Source organism: Sphingomonas panacis (genome assembly GCF_001717955.1).
Taxonomy (GTDB): domain Bacteria; phylum Pseudomonadota; class Alphaproteobacteria; order Sphingomonadales; family Sphingomonadaceae; genus Sphingomonas; species Sphingomonas panacis.
Map to the genome: position 1 here is coordinate 3,208,255 of NZ_CP014168.1, position 23,819 is coordinate 3,232,073.

Genomic DNA, 23,819 nt, shown 5'->3' on the forward strand with positions numbered 1-23,819 from the left:
TGGGCGACCCCGCTCGCATGCTGAGGACAGCCATAAGCTCATATAAAAAACGAATGCTATTCCACTCATGAGAGTGATTTGACTAATCATTCACGAGGGTGTCCAATTCGATAAAGCTGGTCAAACCAGTAATGAGGGAGATGGTGTGTGAAGCGAGGATTGTTTCTGTTGTGTTCAGTGGCCGGCATCGGTCTGGTCAGTCCAGCATTGGCGCAGACCGCCGGTGGAACCGCCGCACCCGTTCCAAACGCCGACGGCCAGGCTCCTGCGGACGCGGCGCAAGCGCCTCACGGCCCTGACGGCTCGGTCATGCAAACTGCCGCGCCCGATGACGCGAACGTCGCCGACATCGTGGTTACCGCCTCCCGCATCGGCAGGGCCGGGTTCAACGCACCGACGCCGACGGTTGTGGTCGGCGCCGCCACGCTCGAACAGCGCGCTGCCGTCAACGTCGCCGACGTGCTCAACGAAGTGCCGTCCTTCCGCCGCACAGCCGCGCCGGAATCGGGCGGCATCGGCAACGTCGGCGCCAACAACGTCGATCTGCGCGGGCTGACGCCGGTCCGCACGCTCGTTCTGCTCGATCGTCTCCGCCTGCCCGGCGTCACCGTGCCGGGCCAGACGGTCGCCGGGGTTCCCGATCTCAACATCATCCCCACCGCGCTGATCAAGCAGGTCGATGTCGTCACCGGCGGCGCCTCGGCCGCTTACGGGTCTGATGCGGTTGCCGGCGTGGTCAACCTCCAGCTCAACACCAAGCTCCAGGGCATCAAGGCGAACGCGCAATATGGCGCGACCCGCTACAACGACGCGCGAGAATTCTACGATTCGATCGCCGCCGGCACCGGCTTCGCGGACGGCCGGGGCCATATCGTCGTCGGCGGCGAGTATCAGCACAACGACGGCACCGACCTGTTCAACGACAAGCGCGCATGGGGCCGGCAGAATGCCGCGCTGGTGTCGCTCCCGGCCAACCGTGCCGCCGGGCTTCCGGCCAATCTGGTGGCCAACAACGTGACATTCGGCACGCTCACCACCGGCGGACTCATCACCCCGACGGTCGCGACCAATCCGGTCGCTTTGCGCAACCTTCAGTTCGTGGTCGGGCCGAACGGGGCGACCACCACCGCGCCGTTCGACGCCGGCGCGTATCAGGGGCAGATCGCGACGCAGATGATCGGCGGCAGCAACGTCAGCCCGTATCAGGTGCTGCGCGGGCCGTCCGAACGCTACAATCTGCTCGGTCACGTCACCTACGACTTCAGCGATCATGTGTCGGTGTGGGCGCAGGGCCTGTACTCGAACGTCTACACGCACAACGTCAGCGCGCAGATCCGCGCCGCGACGGGCGGCACCGGACCCTTCATCACAATTCGCCGCGACAACGCCTATCTCCAGCAGGCGCTGACGCCGGGGCAACTCGCGCTGGTGCCGGCGGGCGGGTTGAGCATCGGCTATCTCGGCAATGATTTCGGTCCGCCCGCTCTCGATACCACCAATGAGACGACGCGGTTCGCGGGTGGCCTGAAAGGCGCGTTCGGCAGCGGTTGGCGATGGGACGTGAGCGGCAATTACGGCCGCAACAAGAGCGTTCAGCTCACCTCCAACTCCGCCATCACCGGCAATTTCAACAATGCGGTCGATGCGGTTCGCGTCACCTCTGCCAATGTCGGCGCCTCCGGGTTGCCGATCGGGTCGATCGCCTGCCGCTCGACACTGGCGACGCCGACCAATGGCTGCGTGCCGATCAACATTCTCGGTCAGGCGAGCTATTCGCCTGCGGCATATGCCTATGCGTTCGGCACCTCCCGCGCACAGACGATCAGCACTTTGCTCGAAGGATCGGCGAATATCAGCGGCGAGCCGGTGTCGCTCTGGGCCGGCCCGGTCACGGTCGGCGCGGGCGTCGAGATCCGCCGCGAAACGCTGGAGACAAACGTCGATGCGACGAGTCAGGCCGGGCTGTTCGCGGCGCGCGTGGCGCGGAATTCGCCCCACGTCGGCCAGACCGTCAAGGAAGTCTATGGCGAGGTCATCATCCCGCTTCTGAAGGACGCATCCTTCACCAAGTCGCTCGAATTCAACGGTGCCGCGCGCTACACCAACTATACCACGTCGGGGTCGGTCGGCACCTGGAAGGTCGGCCTCACCTGGAAGCCGATCCAGGACATCCTGTTCCGCTCGACGCTGTCGCGTGACATCCGCGCGCCTTCGCTGCCGGAACTGTTCACCCCGTCGGTCGCGTCAGTGCCGTCGCCGCTCACCAACGGCGCCGCGACCGACGTTCGTCCGGCCTTCGTCAACCAGGCCGCCTATGCATACAGCGCTATCACCGGCGGTTCGGCGAAGCTGACGCCGGAGATCGGCCATACCTTCACCGCCGGCGTGGTCTTCCAGCCGCGCTTCCTGAGCCGCTTCCAGGCGTCGGTCGATTTCTACCGGATCAGGGTTTCCAATGCGATCGGCGCCACCTCGCCGGCGACGATCATCCAGAACTGCGTCGGCACCGGCACCGCATCGGCGGGCAATCCCTATTGCCAGCTCATCAGCTTCGCGAACAACGATCTGGCGAACGGCGCGATCCTGAGCGTCAACGGCGCCAACGCGAACTTTGCGGAGTTCCGCACCAAAGGCCTCGATATCGCCGCCTCCTATATGCAGCCGCTCGATGAGATCAGCGCCAAGCTGCCCGGTCGGCTGGCACTGACCGCGCAGGCCACGCACGTCATCGAATATCGCTCATCGCTCGACGTGTCGTTGCTGTACCCGAACGGCGTCAATCGCGCCGGGCAGACCGGCGCGCTGTTCGGCGGCTCGGCGGGGTTGCCGAGTTGGCAGGTCAACGGCAACATCGATTACAAGGTCGGTCGGCTCGATGTGAACGCACAGATCCGCCACATCAGCAAAAGCCACCAGAACAATGCGCTGATCGGCCCGGATCAGACTGGCTACAGCCCGGCGCTGTTCAACAGCATCAGCAACAACGTGATCCCGGCGGTGACGTATTTCAACTTCGGCGCCAGCCTCAACATCGGCTCGGAAAAGGTGCGCAGCGAAGTGTATTTCGTCCTCAACAACGCGTTCGACAAGGCTCCGCCGCTTCCCGCGATCAACAACAACGCTTATTACGATCTGCTCGGTCGCGCTTACCGCATCGGGGTGCGCTTCGGCTTCTGACGATCGGTGGAAAATGGTCGCGTCGGGTGGGTGGGGCCACCCGACGGCACCCGTCCGATACGCGGGCAGCGGCATCTGCCGACGCCGAACGTGTGGCTTGGCGGGGATCATGCTACGGTGGCCCGCATGTCAAATTCCCGAAGCAATACCGGCGCCGTCGACGTCGATGGTCTCACCTACGACTGGCGGTTCCAGCGCGAGCCCCAATGGTCGGACGACGAAGGCTGGAAAGGGATGGTGATTTCCCTGCTGCAAAGGGACGCCCAGCGCGAGGCCCTGCTCGAATTCCCCGCGCCCAAGCGTCTGTTGAAAGGGTTGCCGCGCGGGCGCCTTCAGCTTGATGACGCAACGGTTTCTCGCGGCGTGCGCGCGGCGTTGGCCGCGGGGTGGGAGCCGATGTCGCGGGGCAGGCCGATGGTCTTCACGGTGGATGCCGAAGGCAACTGAGGCGTGGACCTGCGTCAGGCCCTTGTTTTCCGGCTCGCGTAGCGGCACCCGGCGCGGATGCACACCGAGACCGATCTCGAAACCATGATATTGGGGCCGGTCCTGCCGGATCGTGCCTGCGGCGATTGCACGGCGTGCTGCACGGTGCTCGCGGTGGATACCCCCGATTTCAAAAAGCCTGCGGAAACGCCGTGCACCCACCTCGGCACGGGCGGGTGCACTATCCATGACATCCGTCCGCGCATCTGCCGGACGTGGTTCTGTGCATGGCGACGGGTCGCGACCATGCCCGATTCAGCTCGGCCGGATCGATCCGGCCTCCTTGTCTCGCTCAATTTCGTTCATCAGCCGCAGAACTGCTTCGAGGGCGTCGCGATCAACGTCCGCGTGCTCGCCGGTAGCGACGCGATCGGCAACGGCATGGCCGCCGCGATCCTCGACATAATGTGCGATCAGTTGGTCCCGGTCTGGTTCAGCGATGGATCGAAGAAGATGTTGATGCATCCCGAGAATGACGTGGCGCGTCTCGTCCTCTCGGGGGATGCGGCACCGGCACATCTGCAGGACGAGGTTGCCGCATGGCGCGAGCGCTACGGCGTATTCGCTGCGGACGCGTAGATCGTGACGGACTGGCGTTCCGCCGCGCGCCCCGGCGTATGATCCGGCAGTCGGCGTGCGGTGCGCCGAAACGGAATGGATTTTCGCCGCCGCCCGCCGCATGCATCCCCGCGCGGCGGCTGCGGTCTATGCGGTCGATCTTGGAAGGAACACCATGCGGAAATTGCTGACCGGGCTGGTGCTGGCGACGCTCGCGGCGGGGCAGGGGACCGCCGCCGCGCCAGCGGAGCCGCGCTGGGATGCACCCGGCGATGCCAACCCGCTGCTGCCCGGCTATTTCGCCGATCCATCGATCGTCCATGATGCCGGCCGCTGGTACGTGTTCGCGACGATCGACCCGTGGGGCGACGACCGGCTCGGCCTCTGGACATCCGCGAATGGACGCGACTGGACCTTCTCGACGCCCGACTGGCCGACCAAGGCCGCTTCCACCAGCCCCACCTCGGGCGATTCGAAGGTCTGGGCGCCCTCGGTGGTGAAAGCTCCGAACGGGCACTGGTACATGTACGTTTCGGTCGGCAGCGAAATCTGGGTCGGCACCGCGCCATCGCCGGCGGGGCCGTGGCGCGACGCGAACGGTGGCCGGCCGCTCGTGTCGAAGAGCTTCGCGCCCGCCTACCACATGATCGACGCCGAAGCCTTCGTCGATACGGATGGGCACGCCTATCTGTACTGGGGGTCGGGGCTGAACTGGGTCAACGGTCACTGCTTCGTCGTCCGGCTCGCGCCTGACATGGTGCATTTCGACGGAACGCCGCGCGACGTGACGCCGGCGAACTATTTCGAGGCGCCCTTCATGCTGAAGGCGGGCGGCCACTACCTGCTGACGTACAGCGACGGCAACACCACCAAGGACACGTACAAGGTCCGCTACGCGATCGGCGACACGCCGCTCGGGCCGTTCCGCGAGGCCGCGAACAGTCCGCTCCTCGAAACCAGCGTGGCGCGGGACGTGGTGAGCCCCGGCCACCATGCCGTGTTCCGCTCGGGCGAGCAGGCCTATATCCTGTATCATCGCGCCGCGCTGCCGTGGCCGCGCGGCGGGGACGAGGTTCTCCGCCAGGTCGCCGTCGATCCGCTCAGCATCGGAGCGGACGGCACGATCGGCACGGTACACCCGTCGCACGGTGCGGCGGTCGCCGGGTTCGCTCCGGCGCGGGATCGTGGCCTGCCGTGGCGCGCGTCCGGCAGCAACGATTCCGACGCGCTGTACGGCCCCGCGCGCGCGGCGGATGACAATTACGCGACGCTTTGGAAGCCGGCGGCCGGCCCTGCCCAACTGGTCGCCGACCTGGGGCGTGTCCGGCGCGTGACGGGCAGCCGCTTGCGCCCGGAATATGCCACACGCGACTATCGCTTCGCTGTCGAGGCGTCGTCGGACGGCAGGACGTGGCGACAAATCGTGCCGGTCGGCACGCATCGCGGCTCTCCCATCGCGGTGAGTCACTCCATCGATGCGCGTTACTTGCGCCTCACCTTTCCCGATGGCGGCGCCGCACTGTGGGAATGGTCGATCGACTGATCGCCGGCGGTATTCCGCCGGCTGCGGCGTCGGCGCGTCGATGATGCGCGACCACGCCGAGCAGCCGATCGACGTCGGCGGCGACAGGAACTGCGTCGGAGGCGAGGTTTCGATCAGCCGAGGCGCGGGACCGAAGAGGCCGGACGCGATCAACCCGGGTAAACGCTGACCTGTCCTAGGCGGCACAAAGCTGGCAAAGCCATTTGCATGACCGCCCGAACGCCGAATCCGCCCGCCGCAAACCCCAGCCAGCCGGCCGGACCCCAAGCATGACCCCCGCAGCCCGCGTGCAGGCGGCGATCGATCTGCTCGACGAGATTCTCGAAGCCGCCCGGCGCGGCGGCGCGGCGGCGGATACGCTCATCGCGCGCTATTTCGCGACGCGGCGCTATGCCGGCAGCAAGGACCGGCGCGCGGTGCGCGAGCTCGCCTATGCGGCGATCCGGTTATGCGGGGAGGCGCCCGTCACCGGCCGCGCGGCGATGCTCGCGGTGGCGGCGCGCGATCCGGCGCTGGCGGCGTTGTTCACGGGCGAGGGCCATGCGCCCGCGCGGATCGCGCCCGACGAGCCGGTCGCGGCCGAGGGCGTCGCGCCCGAATGGCTTCGCACGGCGCTGGCCGCATCGGGTCTCGCCGATGCCGAGCTCGCCGCGCTGGTCGAGCGCGCGCCGCTCGATATCCGCATCAACCGGCTCGTCGATGTGGCCGTGGCGATCCCCGGTGCCGAGCCGATCCCTGGCCTGCCCGATGCGCTGCGGCTGCCCTCGGGCGTCAACGTCGAGGCGCTGCCCGAATGGGCGGCGGGTGCCATCGAGGTGCAGGACGCCGGCAGCCAGATCGTCACGCTTGCGGCGCAAGCCGCGCCGGGCCAGCGCATCGTCGATCTCTGCGCAGGCGCCGGCGGCAAGACGCTCGCGCTTGTCGTGGCAATGATGAATGACGGTGCGATCTTAGCCAGCGATAGCGATCGTGGGCGACTTTCGCGACTTTTGCCTCGCGCCACGCGCGCCAGCGCGTCGATCGTGACGACGCGGCTGCTCGATCCCGGCCGCGAGGCCGAGGCGCTCGCCGACTGGGCGGACGAGGCCGATTGCGTGCTGATCGACGCGCCCTGCTCGGGCACCGGCACGTGGCGGCGCAATCCCGAGGCGCGCTGGCGGCTCACGCCCGATCGCCTCGCGCGGCTGGTCGAGACGCAAGGCCGCCTACTCGACGTCGGCGCCGCGCTGGTCAAGCCGGGCGGCGCGCTCGTCCACATCGTCTGCTCGCTGCTCGATGCCGAGGGCGCGGGGCAGGTCGCGCGCTTTCTCGTGCGCCATCCGCGTTGGCGCGCCGAGCCGCTCGCGCTGCCGGCGGGCCGCGCGCACGGCGACGGCATGCGGCTGACACCAGCGCATGACGGCACCGACGGCTTTTTTGTCGCACGCCTGCGAGCCCCGTGTTAGCGTCAGTCATTGTGCCGAAACTGGAGTGGATCATGCGCTATCTGTCCGTCGCCGCTGCCGCTGCGATGACGCTGTTGACGGTATCGACGGCGGTCCACGGCCAGCGCCCGGACAGCGCGATCGACGTGCGCGCGCTCGCGTTGGTCGAGACAGGCAGGGCCGCGCAGGCCGCCGGCAATCTCGATGGTGCGATCGACGCCTATGAGAGCGCGCTGGCGGTCGATCCGCGTACCCGCGCGGCATTCATCGGCCTCGGTGAAGTCGCCCGCACGCGCGACCTGCCGGGGAAGGCGATCCGCTTCTACCGCGAGGCGCTGGAGTTGCAGCCCGACGACGTCGCGGCGCTGAAGGAGCAGGGCGAGGCGCTCGTCCAGCAAGGCGCGGTCGAGCGCGCCAAGACGAACCTCACCAAGCTGCGCACCGTCTGCGCCAAACGAACCTGCCCCGAGATCGCGCAGTTGAGCGCGGTGATCGCCAAGGGGCCGCCGATCGTCACCGCCTCAGCGACCCCGGTGGCCAAGAGCGAGAAGAACTGAACCGGGCTACGCTTTCGCCTCCGCCACGAAATCGACGTCGCGCCGCTCGGGGCCAATCGCGGTCCAGATCACGATGACGACGACGGTGATCCCGGCGACGAGCGCCAGCGCGAAGCCGTAATCGCCGCCGTGGCTCTCCGCGACACTCGCCTGGATCACCGCGTTGCGCGAGGCGATCAGATTGCCGAGTTGATACGCGAAGCCCGGAAACATGCCGCGCACCGCCGCCGGCGACAGTTCATTGAGGTGGACCGGCACGATCCCCCACGCGCCCTGCACCGCGACTTGCATCAGAAACGCGCCCGCGCCGAGCATCAGCGGCGTGCTCGAGAACGCCCACAGCGGGATCACCGGCAACGCACACAACGCGCCGATGATGATCGCCCGCTTGCGCCCGATCGTTTCGGACCAGATGCCGAAGCCTATCCCACCAACGATCGCCCCCGCGTTCATCACCATCGCCAGAAGCCCGGCGGTCTGTGTGGAGAGGTGATGCTGTTCTTTGAGGAAGGTCGGATACACATCCTGCGTGCCGTGGCTGAAGAAGTTGAACGCGGTCATCAGCACGACGAGATACAGCGCGATCTTCCAGTTGTTGAGCAAGGCGGTGATCGGATTGATGCGCGGTTTTTCGGAGAGCGCTTCGAACGCCGGGCTTTCCTCGACGTGCATGCGGATCAGGAAGACGAGGATCGCCGGCACCACCCCGATCAGGAACATGCCGCGCCAGCCGATGTGATCGAACAGCAGGAAGAAGACGAGGCTCGCGAGGAAATAGCCCGAAGGATAGCCGCTTTGCAGCAACCCGGAAACGAAGCCACGCATCTTCGCCGGAATGCTCTCCATCACCAAGCTGGCGCCGATGCCCCATTCGCCGCCCATTGCGAAGCCGAACAGCGCGCGGATGACGAAGAGCGAGGTGAGAGACCAGGCGAAAGCGGACAATACGGAGAAAGCTGAAAAGGCGAGGATGACAATCATCATCACCGGTCGCCGGCCATATCGGTCGGCGAGCAGACCGAACACGAACGCGCCGAACGGGCGCGCGGCGAGTGTGAAGAAGGTCGCTTCCGCGGTTGTCTTGACGTCGGTGCCGAATTCCCTGGCGACCGCCGAGAACATGAACACCATCAGGAAGAAATCGAACGCGTCGAGCGTCCAGCCGAGATAGCTCGCCCAGATCGAGCTTTTCTGCGCCCCGGTGAGCGATTTCAAATCGGCGAAAATGCTCATCGTGCCCCCGGTTCCGTGTCAGGCGTTACGTGACACGGTCGGTTGCGATTGGGAAGCGCTGGCCGCCACCCGAACAGTTCGGATGGCGGCCGATCGAGATCAGATGAAGCGGTTGATGAGATTCTCGAGCCGCTCCTGCTGGCCCGAACGCGGCTTGGGATCGAGCGCCTTTTCGACCGCGAGATCGGCGATGCCGGCGAGATCGAGCCGGCCGATCTGCGTCCCGAGATCGCCGGTCCAGCCGGCATACCGCTCAGCCTTGATCGCATCGACGCGGCCGTCCTCGATCAGCTTGGCAGCGCCGAGCAGACCACGCGCGACGGTGTCGATGCCGCCGATATGGCCGTAGAACAGATCGACCGCATCCATCGACTGGCGACGCACCTTCGAATCGAAGTTGAAACCGCCGTCGGTGAAGCCACCCGCACGGATGATCTCGACCATCGCCAGCGTCAGCTCTTCGGCCGAGTTGGGGAATTGGTCGGTGTCCCAGCCATTCTGGTGATCGCCGCGGTTGGCGTCGATCGAGCCGAACAGGCCGAGCGCGTTGGCAGTCGCGATCTCATGCTCGAACGTGTGCCCAGCGAGCGTTGCGTGGTTCGCCTCGATGTTGACGCGCACTTCGTTCTCGAGGCCGTAGCGCTTGAGGAAGCCGTATACGGTCGCGGTGTCGAAGTCGTACTGGTGCTTGGTCGGCTCGTGCGGCTTCGGCTCGATCAGGATCGTGCCCTTGAAGCCGATCTTGTGCTTATGCTCGACGACCAAGCTGAGGAAGCGGCCGAAATTGTCGAGCTCGCGCTTCAGATCGGTGTTGAGCAGCGTCTCATAGCCCTCGCGACCGCCCCACAGCACGTAGTTGCTGCCGCCGAGCCGGTGAGTCGCTTCGAGCGCGTCGCGGACCTGCATCGCGCCGAAAGCGTAGACTTCGGGATCGGGGTTGGTCGCGCCGCCGGCGGCGAAGCGCGGGTGGCTGAACAGATTGGCGGTGCCCCACAGTAGCTTGCGGCCCGACGAGTCCTGGAGCTTCTCGAGATGATCGACCGCTTCGGCGAAGAATGTGCGATGCTCGGTGACGTTGTGCGCGTCGGCCATCACATCGATGTCGTGGAAGCAGTAGAACGGGATGTCGAGCTTCGAAAAGAAGTCGAACGCCACTTCGCGCTTGGTTGCCGCAGCGGCGCTGTCGTTCGGACCCTTGTGCCACGGGCGGTTGAAGGTGCCGCCGCCGAACACGTCGCTGCCCTGCCAGACGAAAGTATGCCAGAAACAGGCGGCGAAGCGGAGGTGATCCTCCATCCGCTTGCCGAGTACGACCTTGTCCTTGTCGTAGTAGCGATAGGCCAGCTCGTTGGTGCTGTCTGGGCCTTCGTATTTAATCGTCGGGATGTTTGCAAAGAAGTCGATGGCCATCAGGCACTCCTTGGGGTGATATTCTGGGGGGTGATGTGAGGATAGGCTTCGCGAAAGGCGGCGAGCTTGGGGGCGAGGCGATCGACCAGCGCGGCGTCGGGCTCGATGACATGCGCGATCGGCGGGGCAACGCACACCTCGGCGGGCGAGCCGCCATCGACCGCGAGCTGCGCGAGCCGTGCCGCGCCGAGCGCAGGGCCGACTTCACCGCCCTGAAGATATACCAACGGGGTGTTCAGCGCGGCGGCAAGCGTCGCGCCCCAGTAACGCGAGCGCGCGCCGCCGCCGATCACGGACAATTTCGCGACCTCGGTGCCAGCACCCCGCAAAGCGTCGAGCCCATCCGCAAGCGCAAACGCCACGCCTTCGAGCACCGCCTGCGCGAGCCGCTCCGGCCCGGTGTCGTTATCGAGGCGGAGGAACGCGCCGCGCACCTCGGCGTCATTGTGCGGCGTGCGCTCACCGGACAGATAGGGAAGGAACAGTTCCGGCCCATTCGCCGGCCCGGCCTTTTCGGCACGCGCGAACAGATCGGCCGCACCGGCCGCTCCGGTTAGCCGCGCGACCCAGTCGATGCAGGACGCGGCGGAGAGATGCACAGCCATCTGGTGCCACATATCGGGCAGACAGTGGCAGAAGGCGTGAACCGCGCGGGCCGGATTGGGCTTGAACGCATCGTTCGCGACGAAAATCACGCCCGAGGTACCGAGCGACAGCAAGGCGTCACCGTTCTTGACGACGCCGACGCCGGCTGCGCCGGCGGCATTGTCACCGCCGCCGCCTGCGACGGGCACCTGCGGCATGCCCCAGAGTTCGGCCACGGCGGCGCTTAGCCGTCCGGTCGCCTGCGGTCCTTCGACCAGCGTGGGCATCTGGCTGGCATCCAACCCGCATGCGGCGAGCAGGTCATCGCTCCATTTGCGACCGGCCACGTCGAGCCAGAGCGTACCCGCCGAGTCCGACATGTCGGAAGCCTTGTCGCCGGTCATCAGGAGCCGGACATAGTCCTTCGGAAGAAGTACCAGCTTGGTCGCTGCGAACACCTCGGGTTCGTGCTTGCGAACCCACGCCAGCTTGGGCGCGGTAAAGCCCGGCATCACGATATTGCCGCCGACCGTGCGGAATTGCGGCGTTGCGGCTTCCAGTTCGGCGCATTCGGCATGGCTGCGGCCGTCGTTCCACAGGATCGCTGGGCGTAGCGGCGTGTCATCCGCGCCCAGCAAGGTTGCGCCGTGCATTTGCCCGGCGAGGCCGACGCCGCGCACCGCGCGCCGCACATCGGGATCGATCGCCTGCACCGCAGCCGTCGTCGCCGCCCACCAGCTATCGGGGTCTTGTTCGGACCAAAGCGGGTGAGGGCGCTGGACGGTGAGCGCCGCCGTGCCCTGGCCGACGACACTACCGTGTGTGTCGATGACGACGGCCTTGACGCCTGACGTGCCGATATCAATGCCGAGGAACATGCGGTTACTTCACGAAGGGGTTGATGGTCTTGATCGAGCCGTCGGGATTAAAGGACAGCTCGGTCACCTTGGCGTTGCGGAGGTGGTTCTTGTTGCTGAGCTGCGTATCCGCATAGAACAGCCACCACTTGCCGGCATTCTCGATGATCGAATGGTGCGTCGTCCAACCCTGTACCGGCAGCAGGAAATGGCCGCGGAACTTGAACGGACCATAAGGACTCGTGCCGGTTGCATAGTTCAGGAAATGCGTGTCGCCGGTCGAATAGGTATAATAATAGGTGCCGCCGCGCTTGAACATCCACGACGCTTCGAAAAAGCGCTTGTCGTGATCGCCGCCCTTTACCGGCTGCCCATCTTCGCCGAGGATCACTGCATCGCGTGGTTTTTCGGCGAAGCTCTTCATGTCTGCGTTCATACGGACGACCTTCCCCGAGAGTGCGGGCTTGTCGTCCTGCATCAGATCGGTGTCGCTGCCGTTCGGATCATACGTCCCTTTGGCCCAGCGTTGAAGCTGGCCGCCCCAAATGCCGCCGAAGTACATATAGGTCTTGCCGTCGGTATCCGTAAACACCGCCTGGTCTATCGAGAAACTGCCCGGAATCGGCTTGGGTTCGGCCTTGAACGGACCCATTGGGTTCTTCGAAGTCGCTACCCCGATGCGGAAAGCGCCGAGGCCGTTCTTGTCCTTGGTTTTGTCGCGTGCAGGGAAGTACAGGTAATAGGTGCCGTTTTTATAGGCGGCGTCGGGCGCCCACATCTGTTTCGACGCCCATGGCACCTGCTTCAAATCGAGGGCGACTGGGCCGACCGTGACCGGTCCGCCGATTCGGTCCATTCGCAGCACGCGGACATCGTGCATCGCGTATTGGTTGCCGAGGTCATCATCCGGCGTTTCGGTCGGAACGTCATGCGAGGGATAGACGTAGATCTTGCCGTTGAAAACGTGCGCCGACGGGTCAGCGGTGTAGATCGACGTGACCAGCGGTTGCGATAGGAAGCGCGACGCATCGGCGCCCTTGCTGTCCTCATGCGCTTGCGCTGTCGCTGCGCCTGCGCTGAGCAGCGCCGCGATTGTGATCGATGTCCGAAATAGCATGCCGTTCACCACCCTCTTAGCCTTCTGGAGAGGCTCGATTGATACGATAGCGCTACCATATCGGGGAAGAACGGGTGTGGCAATTGCGCGCCGCAGGGCTTTTTTCGGGGCAAACGCGCCACCGGGTAGTGGAGCGGCCTAACGCCAGAGCGTGTTCGCCGGCGCGCGCGATTCGGCCCCAATCAATGTCGCGATTTCAGGCACGGCGAAATCCTCGATATCGACGAAGCGGCTGCCCCAGCTATCGACCAGGGTGAGCAGATGGCCGACGAGCGGCGCGGTACGATGCTCGACCACCAGCGATCGGAACGGCAGCGGCAACGTCGGACTGGGTTGCAACGCTTGCGCCAGCGGTGCCTGTGCGGGGGTGAACGACAGCGGCGAGAACAGGCAGGCACCGGCGATGTTGCCAAGGTAGGATTTGGGCGAAAGCTGCGCCCAGCGCACCACGGCAAGGCAGGCAAGGCCGCGCGCCACCACCACGTGCGGTTCGCCCGCCAGGCGCGCTGCCTCGTCAAGTTGCATCGCCCAGAAGCCGCGATGATGCTTGTGGCTCATGTCGAGCGTCAGCGTGCGGACATCTTTGCGGCCCGCCGCCGGCCATTCGGGCGCACGGTCGCCCGCCACCGCCACGGTGAGGAACGGATGGGTGCCTAAAAGCTCGCTCTCCAACGTCATGACCGGACTCCTCAGGGGATCTGCGCCGTTCGGGTCGGGTGGGCCGCGACTCCAGTTCAGGGCGCGGATGATATTCCTATCACGCGCCTAGGCAATCGCCCTTGCGTCGAATCGACGACGCGATGCGCCGGTCCGTCAATCGTCGCCGGACGTCGCTTCGTCGCAGATATCGAGAAAGGCGCGGACGCCGGAGGTGACGTATTTCTCGCGGTGGGAGACGATGTAGAAGCGCCGGTGAAGATCGAGGTCGGCGACTTGGAGTCGGGCCACGCGGCCTTGTGCGAGCGCGTCGCGCGCGGCGAGTTCGGAGACGCAGCCGATCAGGTCGCTGACCGCGACCATCTCGATGATCGCTTCGATCTGCTGCACTTCCATCGCGATCCGCCAGTCGCTCCAATGCGGGTGCATCGCGCGGTCGAGCGTCTGGCGCGTGCCCGATCCCGGCTCCCGCACCACCCAGCGTTCGGCGAGCAGATCGTCGATCGGGCAGCGCGCACGGCCGGCGAGGCGGTGGCCGGGCGCGCAGATCATCACCAGTTCGTCGCCGAGCCAGTCGCGAACGAGCAGATCAGGGTGCGCGTACTCGCCTTCGACCAGCGCGATATCGAGCGAGAAATCGGCGATCCGCGCGACGATGCTTGCGGTGTTGTCGATCTCCAGCGCGGGGACGGCGCCGGGATGACGCTGCGTGTAGGCGTGGATCAGTCTTGGTGCGACGTGGTTGCCGATCGTCTGCGTGGCGCCGAGGCGGAACGTGCCGGGGCCTTTGCGGCCGGCGAGAAGCGCGTCGATCTCGGCAGCGCGATCGAGCAGGTCGCGCGCGGGGGCGAGCAGCGCGCGGCCGGTTTCGTTGATGCGCAGGCGCTTGCCGGCGCGGTCGAACAGCGGGTTTCCGTAGCGGCGTTCGAGTTCGAGCAGCGCCGCGCTCGCGGCGGATTGCGACATCGCGAGCGCATCGGCGGCGGCGGAAACATTGCCATCGTGAGCCACAGCGACGAAGATCTGGAGATGGCGGAGGCTGAAGCGCATAGCGGCTTTATCGATGATCTTTAGCGATATTACCAGTTTTTCGGATGATCGTTCGGCGCCTATCTGCGGGACATCATAGTGTTGACCTTGTTCGATGGGTCTGTAGAGGCGGCGGGCACGTCTCTTCGGTTTGACTGAACGGAATCCTGTTACAATGAACGCGCCTGTCACCACCCCGCGGCTGATCCCCGACAATGCGGCCTTCCACTCGGTCGAGGTCAAGTGGGTCCGCCATTGGAACGAGCATCTGTTCAGCTTCGCGATCGAGCGGCCGGCGTCGTTCCGGTTCCGCTCGGGCGAGTTCGTGATGATCGGCCTCGACGACGGCGCCAAGCCGCTGATGCGCGCCTATTCGATCGCCAGCCCGGCCTATGCCGAGGAGCTGGAGTTCCTCTCGATCAAGGTCGAGGACGGCCCGCTCACGTCGCGTTTGCAGAAGATCCAGCCGGGCGATCAGCTCTATCTCGGCCGCAAGCCGGTCGGCACTTTGGTCTGCGATGCGCTGCTGCCGGGGAGCCGGCTGTTCCTGCTTTCGACCGGCACCGGCCTCGCGCCGTTCCTCAGCCTGATCCGCGACCCCGACGTGTACGAGCGCTTCTCGCAGGTCGTGGTGGTGCACAGCGTGCGGCGTGTCAGCGATCTCGCCTATCATGACGAGATGACCGCACAGCTCGCCGACGATCCGCTCGTCGCCGACGAGGCGGCGGCGCAGTTCCATTACATTCCGACCGTGACGCGCGAGCCGTTCCGCAACGGCAAAAGGATCGACGGGCTGATCGAAGACGGCACCTTGTTCGAAGCGCCGTTGACCGGCCCGAAGAAGCTCGACCCCGCCACCGACCGGGTGATGCTGTGCGGCAGCAACGCGATGATCCATGATTTCGCGAAAATGCTGGAGGCGGAGGGCTTCAAGGAAGGCTCGAACGCGCATCCGGGCGATTTCGTGATCGAACGGGCGTTCGTGGGCTGATACACGTGCTCCGGCGGAGGTCGGGGGCGCCGGGTTTTTGGTATCCGGCCCGCCAAGTTACATAGCGGCCCCGGTTTCCGCCGGGGCGACGGTGTGGCCGGCACCGCTATGCCGCTGGAGCGTTGTCCGTGCGGGAGAAGCGGTTTGGCGTCACGTTCGATCGTCGTGCTCGCCGTCGCGTCGCTGCTGGTCAGCGCGTGCGGCCACAAGGTGCAGGTGCCGCCGCCGCCGAAGGTGGATACAGCCCCCGATTTCCCGCTGGAAACATCGTCGATCGTCGTGCCGATGTCGGGCTCACTCGACGCCGTGCAACGCGCACTGGAAGCGAAGACGCCGCGCCGGTTGTGGGACATCGACAAGCAGCTCGACACATGCGTCCACGCGAAGCGCATCAACCTCAAGATCATCAAGGTGAAGCTGCTGCCCGATCTCGGCTGTCGCGTGGTGGGCGAGGTGACGCGCGGGCCGCTCGTGCTGGGCGGTAGCGGCGACCGGCTGACGATCACTTTCCCGGTCCACGCGACGATCGCGGCGGAGAAGATCGGCGGGGTAGTCAGCGAGACCGCGACCGGCGATGCGATGGTGCATGCGGTGGCGCGGCTCTCGATCACGGGCGACTGGAAGCCTGCGGCCAAGGTGCGGATCGCCTATGACTGGACCAACGCGCCGGGGATCGACTTCCTCGGTCAGCGGATCGAATTCGCCAGCAAGGCCGACGCGCGGCTGAAGCCGGTGATCGCCAGCCTGGAGCAAAGCCTGCCGCGCGAACTGAACAAGATCGATCTGCGCGCCAAGCTCGCCTCGGCCTGGGCGCAGGGCTTCACCTCGATCATGCTCAACCGCGAGAAGCCGCCGGCGTGGATGCGGGTGACGCCCAGGCGGCTCGGCTTCGGCGGCTATCGTGTCTCGGGTCGCACGCTGACCTTGCTGCTCTCGGCCGACGCATTGACGGAGACATTCGTCGGCAACCGGCCGAGTGACCCGGTCGCGACGCCGCTGCCGCCGCCCGCCCCCGAGACCGGCAAGCAGGGCATTGCCTTCTTCATTCCGGTGCTGGCCGATTACGCGCAACTGGAGCCGGTGGTGAAGCGCACGCTGGTGAAGCGTGCGAAGAAGGGAATATCACTGGCGGGCGTCGGTCCGGTCGATGTCGAATTCGGGGACGTGACGGTCTATGCGACCACCGACGGGTGTCTCGCGATCGGCGTGGTGGCGAAGGCCAAGGCGCGCAACGCCTCTTTGCTGGCGACCAAGGGGCAGGTGTGGCTGACGGCGGTGCCGTATAACGTGCCGGGCTCGCAACTGGTGCGCGCGCGCAACGTGGGGATCGTGACCGATACCGACAGCGAGGTGACCAACCTGCTGATCGCCGTGTTCAAGGACGGTTCGATCCGCGAGAGCATCGCGCAGGGGCTTAGCCACGATTTCGCGCCCGATTACGACAAGGTGCTGCGCGCGGCGCGCAAGGCGATCGGCAGGCGACGCGAGGGGGATCTGGTGCTGTCGGCGGACGTGAGCAAGGTGGAGAACGGGACGCTGGCGGTAACGGGGAAGGGGCTGTTCATGCCGGTTCGTGCCGCCGGACAGGCGAGGATCACCTACGCGCCACGGTGATCCTCGCCGGAACGGGGACGATCAGAGGGCTGCGCTTAGAACCTGCTGCAGTATCTCGGCCCAGTCGCGGATCTGCGCTTCGCTCGTCAGCAGATCCTGGCGGATTTCGGTCTCCACATAGCGCCGCCCCGCCGCGAAGGCGTGGTTGGGGATGGTGAAGTCGATCGTGTCCATCGCATAAGGTTCGTTGTCGCCGACCACCAGATCGCCGCGCGCTTCGAGCGCCGCCAACACGCGGTTCGCATACGCCTCGTCGCCGCCGCCGTGGAGAACGCCGATCTGCCACGGCCGCGCGAAGCCGCGCATAGCCGGCGTGAAGCTGTGCAGCGCGACCAGCACCGTGTCCTCACCGGCCGCATCGCGGCGCTCGAGTTCGGCGGCGATCGCGGCCTGATAGGGGGCGTGGATCGCCGCGATTCGCGCCGCGCGGGCGGCGGAGTCGAGTGTGGCGTTGGCGGGGATCGGGGTTCCGTCGCTGACCAGTGGCATCGCGTCGACCGCGTCCGGCGATCGGTTGCAGTCGATCACCAGCCGCGAATAGCGTTGCGCGATGAAGGTCGCGTCGAGCCGGTCCGCCAGCATCCCGCCGAGCGCGGCGATGCCGATGTCCCAGCCGATGTGGCGCTCCAGATCGGCTTCGGCCACGCCGAACGGCTCGAGCGCGCGCGGCACCCGATTGCCGGCATGATCGCCGATCAACAGGAACGATGCGCGCCCGTTCGGGTTGATGATCCGCACGGGCGACGGCTCGTCCGCCTCCAGCAGTGATTGGCTCGGCTGGCTATTCATGTGAAGAAGCGCGATGCCTTTGCTGACTCTGTCCCATATCACCACCTATAGCTACAGTCGGCCCGTGTCATTCGGCGAGCACCGCATCATGGTGCGCCCGCGCGAGAGTTACGACCAGCATCTGGTCGATGCGCAACTCCATATCACCCCGGAACCGGCCGACGTGCGCTGGTTGCAGGACGTGTTCGGCAATTCGGTGGCGATCGCCACGTTCGACCGGCGCGCGAAGGATCTGGTGATCGACAGCCGCATCCGCCTGCGCCACGAGCCGGCCGATCTCCAGACCGTCGATATCGAGCAATATGCGCGGCTTTACCCCTTCACCTACAATTCCGAGGAAATGCCGGACCTGCTCCGCTCGATCGAGCGCCAGCATCTCGATCCGCTCCGGCAGATCGACGAATGGGCGCGCGGCTTCCTGAGCACCACCGGCCAGACCGACACGCTGGCGATGCTGTCGGACATGACCGCGTCGATCCGGCGCGACTTCACCTATGTCGCGCGCCACGAGAAAGGCACGCAGACGCCGATCGAGACTCTCACCAAACGCAGCGGCACCTGCCGCGATTACGCGATGCTGATGATCGAGGCGGTGCGTGCGCTGGGGTTCGCGGCGCGCTTCGTCTCGGGCTATGTCTACAACCCCTCGCAGCGCGACGAGCGGCGCGGCGGCGGCAACACCCATGCGTGGGTGCGTGTGTATCTACCCGGATCGGGATGGGTCGAGTTCGATCCGACCAACGGCATCATCGGCAATCGCGGGCTGATCCGCGTCGCGGTGGCGCGCGACATCTACCAGGCGGTGCCGATCTCGGGGACATGGGCGGGTTTTCCGGGAAGTTTCCGGGATATGACGGTGAGCGTGGACATTTCCGTCGAGGATCGCGTTACGACACCGATATGAACTTGCGCCAGCGGCGCCGGAGACCGAAACGACGATGTTGATCCGCGCCGGTTATGAAATTCGTTATGAAACGGACGTCGCCACGCCGATGCTGGCACTGCTCAGCATTCACCCGTCGCGCAACAAGGATCTGGTGACGCCACACCGTATCGTCGCCGCGCCCGACGTGCCGGTGTACGGCTATACCGATTCGTTCGGCAATATGTGTACGCGCATCACCGTGCCCGCGGGCGGGCTGACCCTGTCCTGCGACTTCACCGTACAGGATGACGGGCTGCCCGACCCGGCCGCGCCCGATGCCGAGCAGCATGCGCTGGAGGATCTGCCCGACGACGTGCTGATCTATCTGCTCGGCAGCCGCTATTGCGAGACCGATCGGCTCTCGCAGGTGGCGTGGTCGCTGTTCGGCAACGCCGCGTCGGGTTGGGAGCGCGTGCAGGCGATCGTCGACTTCACGCACAACCAGATCGAGTTCGGCTACAATTATGCCCGCCCGACCAAGACGGCGTGGGACGCGTATCAGGAGCGGCAGGGCGTGTGCCGCGATTTCGCGCATCTCGCGATCACCCTGTGCCGCTGCATGAACATTCCGGCGCGCTATTGCACCGGCTATCTCGGCGACATCGGCATTCCTCCGGTCGACGCACCGATGGATTTCTCCGCCTGGTTCGACGTGTATCTGGGCGGGCGCTGGCATACGTTCGACGCGCGGCACAACCGGCCGCGGATCGGGCGTATCCTGATGGCGCGCGGGCGCGACGCGACCGACACGGCGCTGACCACCACTTTCGGCCCGGCCCGGCTGGTCGGCTTCGACGTGCATACCGATGAGGTCGCGGTCGCCTAATGGAAGATATCATGGCTGAGACCCACCCCTGCCTGCGCAAGCTCGACATCGAGTTGCGCCCCGATGCCAGCCGAACCGTGATCCGGCCGTTCCTGCCGTCCGACCCCGCCGGGTTCGACCATCAGCCCGAAGACCGCACGACGCGGATCATCCGCCGCGTGCTCGCCTTCGATGATGCGGCGGTGGCGCGACAGATCGAGCGGCTGTGGGAATCGATCGGCCATGCCGAGCATGGCGCGAAGTCGGCGCTGCTCACGCGCGGCGCCGATCTCGCCGGGCGGGTCGAGGGACTCGACGTTGGCACGCTCGACGAGAATCGCCGGTTGCTGATGGGCGCGTATTTCAGCGCGGAATATTCGTTCGAGTCGGCGGCGTTGTTCAATCCGAGCATCGTCGCCTGGCCGATCGACCCGCAGCCGGTCGGCGATACGGACTTCGTGCTGTCGCTGCGTGGGATCGGCGAGGGGCATCTCTCCTCGGTGACGTTCCGCACCGGCGTGTGGCGCGCCGATGGCGAGGTCGAGATCGCCGCGCCGGCGCCGAGCGGCGTGCCGCCGATCACCACGCCGGTCCAAGGCTGGCAGGACGCCGACACGATCCAACTCGATTGCTCAGGCAGTTGCGAGCCTTCCGAGACGGTGCTGTTCCCGGTGGTGGAGAGCCAGAGCCGCGGCATTGAGGATCTGCGGCTCACGCCGTTCGCGATCCCCGACCGGCCGCTGACCTTCATCGGCACCTATACCGCGGTGGGCGCAGCCGGCGCGCGGCAGGAGTTGCTCCAGACCGACGATTTCCGCACCTTCAAGATGCATCCGGTGCGCGGCGATCTGGCCAACGCCAAGGGCATGGCGCTGTTCCCGCGCCAGATCGGCGGGCGCTACCTGGCGCTGGGGCGGCAGGACAATGAGAATTTGTGGCTGGCGGAGTCGGATGATCTGCTCACGTGGCGCGCGCAAGGCAAAGTGCTTGAGCCGCTGTATCCGTGGGAGAGCGTGCAGATCGGCAATTGCGGCTCGCCGATCGAGATCGACGAAGGCTGGCTGGTGCTGACTCACGGCGTCGGCGTGGTGCGCAATTACTGCATGGGCGCGGTGCTGCTCGATCGCGACGACCCGGCGAAGGTGCTCGGCCGGCTTGCCGAGCCGTTGCTCGAACCCAGCGACCATGAGCGTAACGGCTATGTCCCCAACGTGGTCTATAGCTGCGGCGCGCTGGTGCGCGGGCGTGAGATGCTGCTGCCTTATGCGGTGGCGGATGATTTCACGCGCTTCGCGATCGTCTCGATCGACGGGCTGCTCGCGGCGATGCGAGGCTGAAGGTCATGGTGCGGGCGGGGGGACTTGAACCCCCAAGGGCCTCGCGGCCCGACGGATTTTCGTACCCGCTACGGCTTTCGCCGCCGCTCACCCGCAGGGCAAGCGTTTGTGGTCTGGACTATCCCTTCACCATGCCCCGCTCGCAGGAGCGGGGTGCAGGTGCTGCCCGTCTAGTCTCTACACCTTCCCGCCGGGATGGGCGGGCTTGGCTCGGGATCGCCATTTTACAGGGTTCCCCGAATTTGAGCAGTTCTACTTCGCGGGTTTCCCCGTGAGCACTCAAGTCGTCTAAGTCCGGTGCGTCTACCGATTTCGCCACGCCCGCATCATCGGGGGGTGCATAAACGGCAAGTCGGGATCAGCCAAGCGCGATTGTGCGCGCGACTCAGACGTTGAGGCGCAGGCGCATTTCCTTGCCGGGCTTGAAATAGGGGACTCGCTTCGCGGTGACATCGACCAGCTCGCCGGTGCGCGGATTGCGACCGGTGCGGGCGTCGCGCGCGCGGGTGGAGAAAGCGCCGAAGCCACGCAACTCGACTCGTCCGCCGGCTGCCAAACGCTTTGAAATTTCATCGAAAAAGGTCGCGACGATCGCTTCGATATCGCGCGGCGCCAGATCCGGATTCTGTTCGGCCAGCATCTGGACCAGTTCCGATCGGATCATTGCGCCGTAAGCTCCCGCCAAAATACGTCTACGATCTCACCACAATCTCACAGGATAGAGATCGGGGGATTTAAATAGACTTAGATCAATGAGGAGCGGGTGTAAACGGAATTATGGCCGAAAGGGCCATTGTGGTGCAAGCCGGAAAACGAAGGTGGGCCGCCGGCGCTGCCGACGACCCACCCAGTTCGGATCAGCGCTTCTCGTTGCGCGCCTTGAGCGCCTCGCCGAGAATGTCGCCAAGCGATGCGCCCGAGTCGGACGAACCGTACTGCGCCACGGCCTGCTTCTCTTCGGAGATCTGCATCGCCTTGACCGAGAAGGTCGGCTTCTTCGAACGATCGAAGCCGGTCACCATCGCGTCGAACTTCTGGCCGACCTGGAAACGCTCCGGACGCTGTTCGTCGCGGTCGCGGCCAAGATCGGTGCGCTTGATGAAGCCGGTCGCGCCATCGTCGCCGACCTGAACTTCGAGGCCCGCGTCGCGGACTTCGAGAACGGTGACGGTGACGACCGCGTTCTTGTTGAGGCCCGAGCCGCCGCCGCCTGCGGCGACTGCGCCACCGGCTGCCGGAGCACCACGCTCAAGCTGCTTCATGCCGAGCGAAATACGCTCCTTCTCGGCGTCGATGTCGAGCACGACAGCCTGAACGACCTCACCCTTGCGATGCAGGTTGAGCGCGTCCTCGCCCGACACGCCCCAGGCGATGTCCGACATGTGGACCATGCCGTCGACGTCGTTGTCGAGACCGATGAACAGACCGAATTCGGTCGCGTTCTTGACTTCACCCTCAACGGTCGAGCCGATCGGATGCGCTTCGAGGAACGCCTCCCACGGATTGGCCTGGGCCTGCTTGAGGCCGAGCGAGATGCGGCGCTTGTCGGGATCGACCTCGAGCACGACGACATCGACTTCCTGCGAGGTCGAGACGATCTTGCCGGGGTGGACGTTCTTCTTGGTCCACGACATTTCCGAAACGTGGACGAGGCCCTCGATGCCGGCTTCCAGCTCGACGAACGCACCATATTCGGTGATGTTCGTGACGCGGCCGGTGAGCTTCGCGCCGACCGGATACTTGGCCGATGCACCATCCCACGGATCGCTCTCGAGCTGCTTCATGCCGAGCGAGATGCGCTGCGTGTCCTTGTTGATGCGGATGATCTGAACCTTGACGGTATCGCCAATGTTGAGAACTTCCGAAGGATGACCGACGCGCTTGTAGCTGAGATCGGTGACGTGCAGCAGGCCATCGATGCCGCCGAGATCGACGAACGCACCGTAATCGGTGATGTTCTTGACGACGCCGTCGATGATCTGACCCTCGGCGAGGCTCAGGATCAGGCCCGAACGCTGCTCGGCGCGGGTCTCTTCGAGGATCGCGCGACGCGACACGACGATGTTGCCGCGCTTGCGGTCCATCTTGAGGATCTGGAAGGGCTGGGGAATGTCCATCAGCGGCGTGACGTCACGCACCGGACGGATATCGACCTGCGAGCCGGGCAGGAATGCCACGGCGCCGTTGAGGTCGACCGTGAAGCCGCCTTTGACGCGGCCGAAGATGACGCCCTCGACGCGCGCGGTCTTGGCGAATTCGGTTTCGAGCGTGTCCCATGCGGCTTCGCGGCGGGCGCGGTCGCGCGACAGCATCGCTTCGCCGTGGACGTTCTCGACGCGATCGACATAGACTTCGACTTCGTCGCCAACCTTGAGATCGGCCTTCTGGCCAGGGGCTGCGAATTCGCGCAGCGGCACGCGGCCTTCGGACTTGAGGCCCACGTCGATCACGGCGAGATCATTCTCGATGCCGGTGACGGTGCCCTTGACGACGCGGCCTTCGAAGCTGTCGGCGCCGCCGAGCGTCAGTTCAAGAAGAGCTGCGAAATCGTCGCGGGTGGGGGATGCCATAGTGGCCATAAAGGAGTCGGTTCCTAGTCTTACGTTTCCGGCCGGCCGGTTGTCTCCGGCGGTCTTCTAGCCGATACGCCGCGAAAGCCTCATGCCGCCGCAGCATCCGCACGTATGGGCGAAGCGGAGAAATGCCCGATCAAAGCCGAACGGGC

20 protein-coding genes are annotated in these 23,819 nt (G+C 65.6%); 11 read left to right on the top strand and 9 right to left on the bottom strand.

The window, feature by feature from the left end; all coding sequences use genetic code 11:
* Positions 1-309 precede the first annotated feature (309 nt).
* The 6 genes from J0A91_RS14700 to J0A91_RS14725 all read left to right on the top strand — a co-directional run bounded on the left by J0A91_RS14700 (position 310) and on the right by J0A91_RS14725 (position 7,745).
* Complete coding sequence (locus tag J0A91_RS14700; RefSeq protein ID WP_150126923.1) at positions 310-3,177, top strand: TonB-dependent receptor domain-containing protein; 2,868 nt, start codon at positions 310-312, stop codon at positions 3,175-3,177.
* 126 nt (positions 3,178-3,303) lie between these two features.
* The gene (locus J0A91_RS14705) at positions 3,304-3,624 is read left to right on the top strand and encodes a hypothetical protein (RefSeq protein WP_069205533.1); all 321 of its coding nucleotides are present in this window, start codon (positions 3,304-3,306) and stop codon (positions 3,622-3,624) included.
* Between the two features lie 57 nt (positions 3,625-3,681).
* Entirely contained in the window at positions 3,682-4,242 is a 561-nt protein-coding gene (locus J0A91_RS14710; protein ID WP_069205534.1) for a YkgJ family cysteine cluster protein, read from the top strand.
* 154 nt (positions 4,243-4,396) lie between these two features.
* Complete coding sequence (locus J0A91_RS14715; protein ID WP_069207360.1) at positions 4,397-5,764, top strand: family 43 glycosylhydrolase; 1,368 nt, start codon at positions 4,397-4,399, stop codon at positions 5,762-5,764.
* 269 nt (positions 5,765-6,033) lie between these two features.
* Positions 6,034-7,209 (top strand): RsmB/NOP family class I SAM-dependent RNA methyltransferase, encoded by a 1,176-nt coding sequence (locus tag J0A91_RS14720; protein ID WP_069205535.1) that lies wholly within the window; start codon positions 6,034-6,036, stop codon positions 7,207-7,209.
* A 32-nt stretch (positions 7,210-7,241) separates the two neighbouring features.
* Positions 7,242-7,745, top strand: a complete 504-nt coding sequence (locus tag J0A91_RS14725; RefSeq protein WP_069205536.1) for a tetratricopeptide repeat protein — start codon at positions 7,242-7,244, stop codon at positions 7,743-7,745.
* A 6-nt stretch (positions 7,746-7,751) separates the two neighbouring features.
* Here J0A91_RS14725 and J0A91_RS14730 read toward each other — a convergent pair whose 3' ends face one another.
* From J0A91_RS14730 to J0A91_RS14755, 6 genes are all read right to left on the bottom strand, one after another.
* Positions 7,752-8,978 carry an MFS transporter gene (locus J0A91_RS14730; RefSeq protein ID WP_069205537.1) on the bottom strand — a complete coding sequence of 409 codons (1,227 nt, stop codon included), beginning with the start codon at positions 8,976-8,978 and terminating at the stop codon, positions 7,752-7,754.
* A 99-nt stretch (positions 8,979-9,077) separates the two neighbouring features.
* Positions 9,078-10,388, bottom strand: coding sequence for a xylose isomerase (gene xylA / locus J0A91_RS14735; protein ID WP_069205538.1), 1,311 nt, complete (start codon positions 10,386-10,388; stop codon positions 9,078-9,080).
* Positions 10,388-11,851 carry a xylulokinase gene (xylB, locus tag J0A91_RS14740; protein WP_069205539.1) on the bottom strand — a complete coding sequence of 488 codons (1,464 nt, stop codon included), beginning with the start codon at positions 11,849-11,851 and terminating at the stop codon, positions 10,388-10,390. Before xylB ends, xylA begins: the two co-directional genes overlap by 1 nt.
* 4 nt (positions 11,852-11,855) lie before the next feature.
* On the bottom strand, positions 11,856-12,947 hold the full coding sequence (locus J0A91_RS14745) for a glycoside hydrolase family 43 protein (RefSeq protein ID WP_069207361.1): 1,092 nt from the start codon (positions 12,945-12,947) through the stop codon (positions 11,856-11,858).
* A 138-nt stretch (positions 12,948-13,085) separates the two neighbouring features.
* Entirely contained in the window at positions 13,086-13,625 is a 540-nt protein-coding gene (locus tag J0A91_RS14750) for an alpha/beta hydrolase (RefSeq protein ID WP_069205540.1), read from the bottom strand.
* Positions 13,626-13,760: 135 nt separating this feature from the next.
* Positions 13,761-14,654, bottom strand: a complete 894-nt coding sequence (locus J0A91_RS14755) for a LysR family transcriptional regulator (protein ID WP_069205541.1) — start codon at positions 14,652-14,654, stop codon at positions 13,761-13,763.
* 154 nt (positions 14,655-14,808) lie between these two features.
* Here J0A91_RS14755 and J0A91_RS14760 point away from each other — a divergent pair, with 154 nt between their 5' ends.
* Both J0A91_RS14760 and J0A91_RS14765 read left to right on the top strand, forming a co-directional pair.
* Entirely contained in the window at positions 14,809-15,624 is an 816-nt protein-coding gene (locus tag J0A91_RS14760; protein ID WP_069205542.1) for a ferredoxin--NADP reductase, read from the top strand.
* 144 nt (positions 15,625-15,768) lie between these two features.
* The gene (locus J0A91_RS14765; protein ID WP_240502030.1) at positions 15,769-17,238 is read left to right on the top strand and encodes a DUF4403 family protein; all 1,470 of its coding nucleotides are present in this window, start codon (positions 15,769-15,771) and stop codon (positions 17,236-17,238) included.
* A 21-nt stretch (positions 17,239-17,259) separates the two neighbouring features.
* On the opposite strand, the gene J0A91_RS14770 is transcribed toward J0A91_RS14765, so the two are convergent.
* Complete coding sequence (locus J0A91_RS14770; RefSeq protein WP_069205544.1) at positions 17,260-18,027, bottom strand: N-formylglutamate amidohydrolase; 768 nt, start codon at positions 18,025-18,027, stop codon at positions 17,260-17,262.
* A 13-nt stretch (positions 18,028-18,040) separates the two neighbouring features.
* On the opposite strand from J0A91_RS14770, the gene J0A91_RS14775 reads away from it, so the two are divergent.
* From J0A91_RS14775 to J0A91_RS14785, 3 genes are read left to right on the top strand one after another with little or no spacing between them, the layout of a single operon-like run.
* Positions 18,041-18,931: a transglutaminase family protein gene (locus J0A91_RS14775; protein ID WP_069205545.1), complete on the top strand. Its 891-nt coding sequence runs from the start codon at positions 18,041-18,043 to the stop codon at positions 18,929-18,931.
* Positions 18,932-18,965: 34 nt separating this feature from the next.
* Entirely contained in the window at positions 18,966-19,778 is an 813-nt protein-coding gene (locus J0A91_RS14780) for a transglutaminase-like domain-containing protein (protein WP_069205546.1), read from the top strand.
* A gap of 11 nt (positions 19,779-19,789) precedes the next feature.
* Complete coding sequence (locus J0A91_RS14785) at positions 19,790-21,094, top strand: glycoside hydrolase family 130 protein (protein ID WP_069207362.1); 1,305 nt, start codon at positions 19,790-19,792, stop codon at positions 21,092-21,094.
* Between the two features lie 385 nt (positions 21,095-21,479).
* Here J0A91_RS14785 and J0A91_RS14790 read toward each other — a convergent pair whose 3' ends face one another.
* The gene (locus J0A91_RS14790; protein WP_069205547.1) at positions 21,480-21,758 is read right to left on the bottom strand and encodes an integration host factor subunit beta; all 279 of its coding nucleotides are present in this window, start codon (positions 21,756-21,758) and stop codon (positions 21,480-21,482) included.
* Between the two features lie 193 nt (positions 21,759-21,951).
* Entirely contained in the window at positions 21,952-23,673 is a 1,722-nt protein-coding gene (rpsA, locus tag J0A91_RS14795) for a 30S ribosomal protein S1 (protein ID WP_069205548.1), read from the bottom strand.
* Positions 23,674-23,819 lie beyond the last annotated feature (146 nt).

Excerpts from the sequence above, each read along its gene's own strand:
- xylA (WP_069205538.1), bottom strand. The coding sequence starts at position 10,388 with ATGGCCATCGACTTCTTTGCAAACATCCCGACGATTAAATACGAAGGC.
- J0A91_RS14745 (WP_069207361.1), bottom strand. The coding sequence starts at position 12,947 with ATGCTATTTCGGACATCGATCACAATCGCGGCGCTGCTCAGCGCAGGC.
- J0A91_RS14755 (WP_069205541.1), bottom strand. The coding sequence starts at position 14,654 with ATGCGCTTCAGCCTCCGCCATCTCCAGATCTTCGTCGCTGTGGCTCAC.
- J0A91_RS14720 (WP_069205535.1), top strand. The coding sequence starts at position 6,034 with ATGACCCCCGCAGCCCGCGTGCAGGCGGCGATCGATCTGCTCGACGAG.
- J0A91_RS14785 (WP_069207362.1), top strand. The coding sequence starts at position 19,790 with ATGGCTGAGACCCACCCCTGCCTGCGCAAGCTCGACATCGAGTTGCGC.
- J0A91_RS14770 (WP_069205544.1), bottom strand. The coding sequence starts at position 18,027 with ATGAATAGCCAGCCGAGCCAATCACTGCTGGAGGCGGACGAGCCGTCG.
- J0A91_RS14705 (WP_069205533.1), top strand. The coding sequence starts at position 3,304 with ATGTCAAATTCCCGAAGCAATACCGGCGCCGTCGACGTCGATGGTCTC.
- J0A91_RS14725 (WP_069205536.1), top strand. The coding sequence starts at position 7,242 with ATGCGCTATCTGTCCGTCGCCGCTGCCGCTGCGATGACGCTGTTGACG.
- J0A91_RS14790 (WP_069205547.1), bottom strand. The coding sequence starts at position 21,758 with ATGATCCGATCGGAACTGGTCCAGATGCTGGCCGAACAGAATCCGGAT.
- J0A91_RS14730 (WP_069205537.1), bottom strand. The coding sequence starts at position 8,978 with ATGAGCATTTTCGCCGATTTGAAATCGCTCACCGGGGCGCAGAAAAGC.
- J0A91_RS14710 (WP_069205534.1), top strand. The coding sequence starts at position 3,682 with ATGCACACCGAGACCGATCTCGAAACCATGATATTGGGGCCGGTCCTG.
- J0A91_RS14775 (WP_069205545.1), top strand. The coding sequence starts at position 18,041 with ATGCCTTTGCTGACTCTGTCCCATATCACCACCTATAGCTACAGTCGG.
- J0A91_RS14700 (WP_150126923.1), top strand. The coding sequence starts at position 310 with ATGCAAACTGCCGCGCCCGATGACGCGAACGTCGCCGACATCGTGGTT.
- J0A91_RS14780 (WP_069205546.1), top strand. The coding sequence starts at position 18,966 with ATGTTGATCCGCGCCGGTTATGAAATTCGTTATGAAACGGACGTCGCC.
- rpsA (WP_069205548.1), bottom strand. The coding sequence starts at position 23,673 with ATGGCCACTATGGCATCCCCCACCCGCGACGATTTCGCAGCTCTTCTT.
- xylB (WP_069205539.1), bottom strand. The coding sequence starts at position 11,851 with ATGTTCCTCGGCATTGATATCGGCACGTCAGGCGTCAAGGCCGTCGTC.
- J0A91_RS14760 (WP_069205542.1), top strand. The coding sequence starts at position 14,809 with ATGAACGCGCCTGTCACCACCCCGCGGCTGATCCCCGACAATGCGGCC.
- J0A91_RS14750 (WP_069205540.1), bottom strand. The coding sequence starts at position 13,625 with ATGACGTTGGAGAGCGAGCTTTTAGGCACCCATCCGTTCCTCACCGTG.
- J0A91_RS14715 (WP_069207360.1), top strand. The coding sequence starts at position 4,397 with ATGCGGAAATTGCTGACCGGGCTGGTGCTGGCGACGCTCGCGGCGGGG.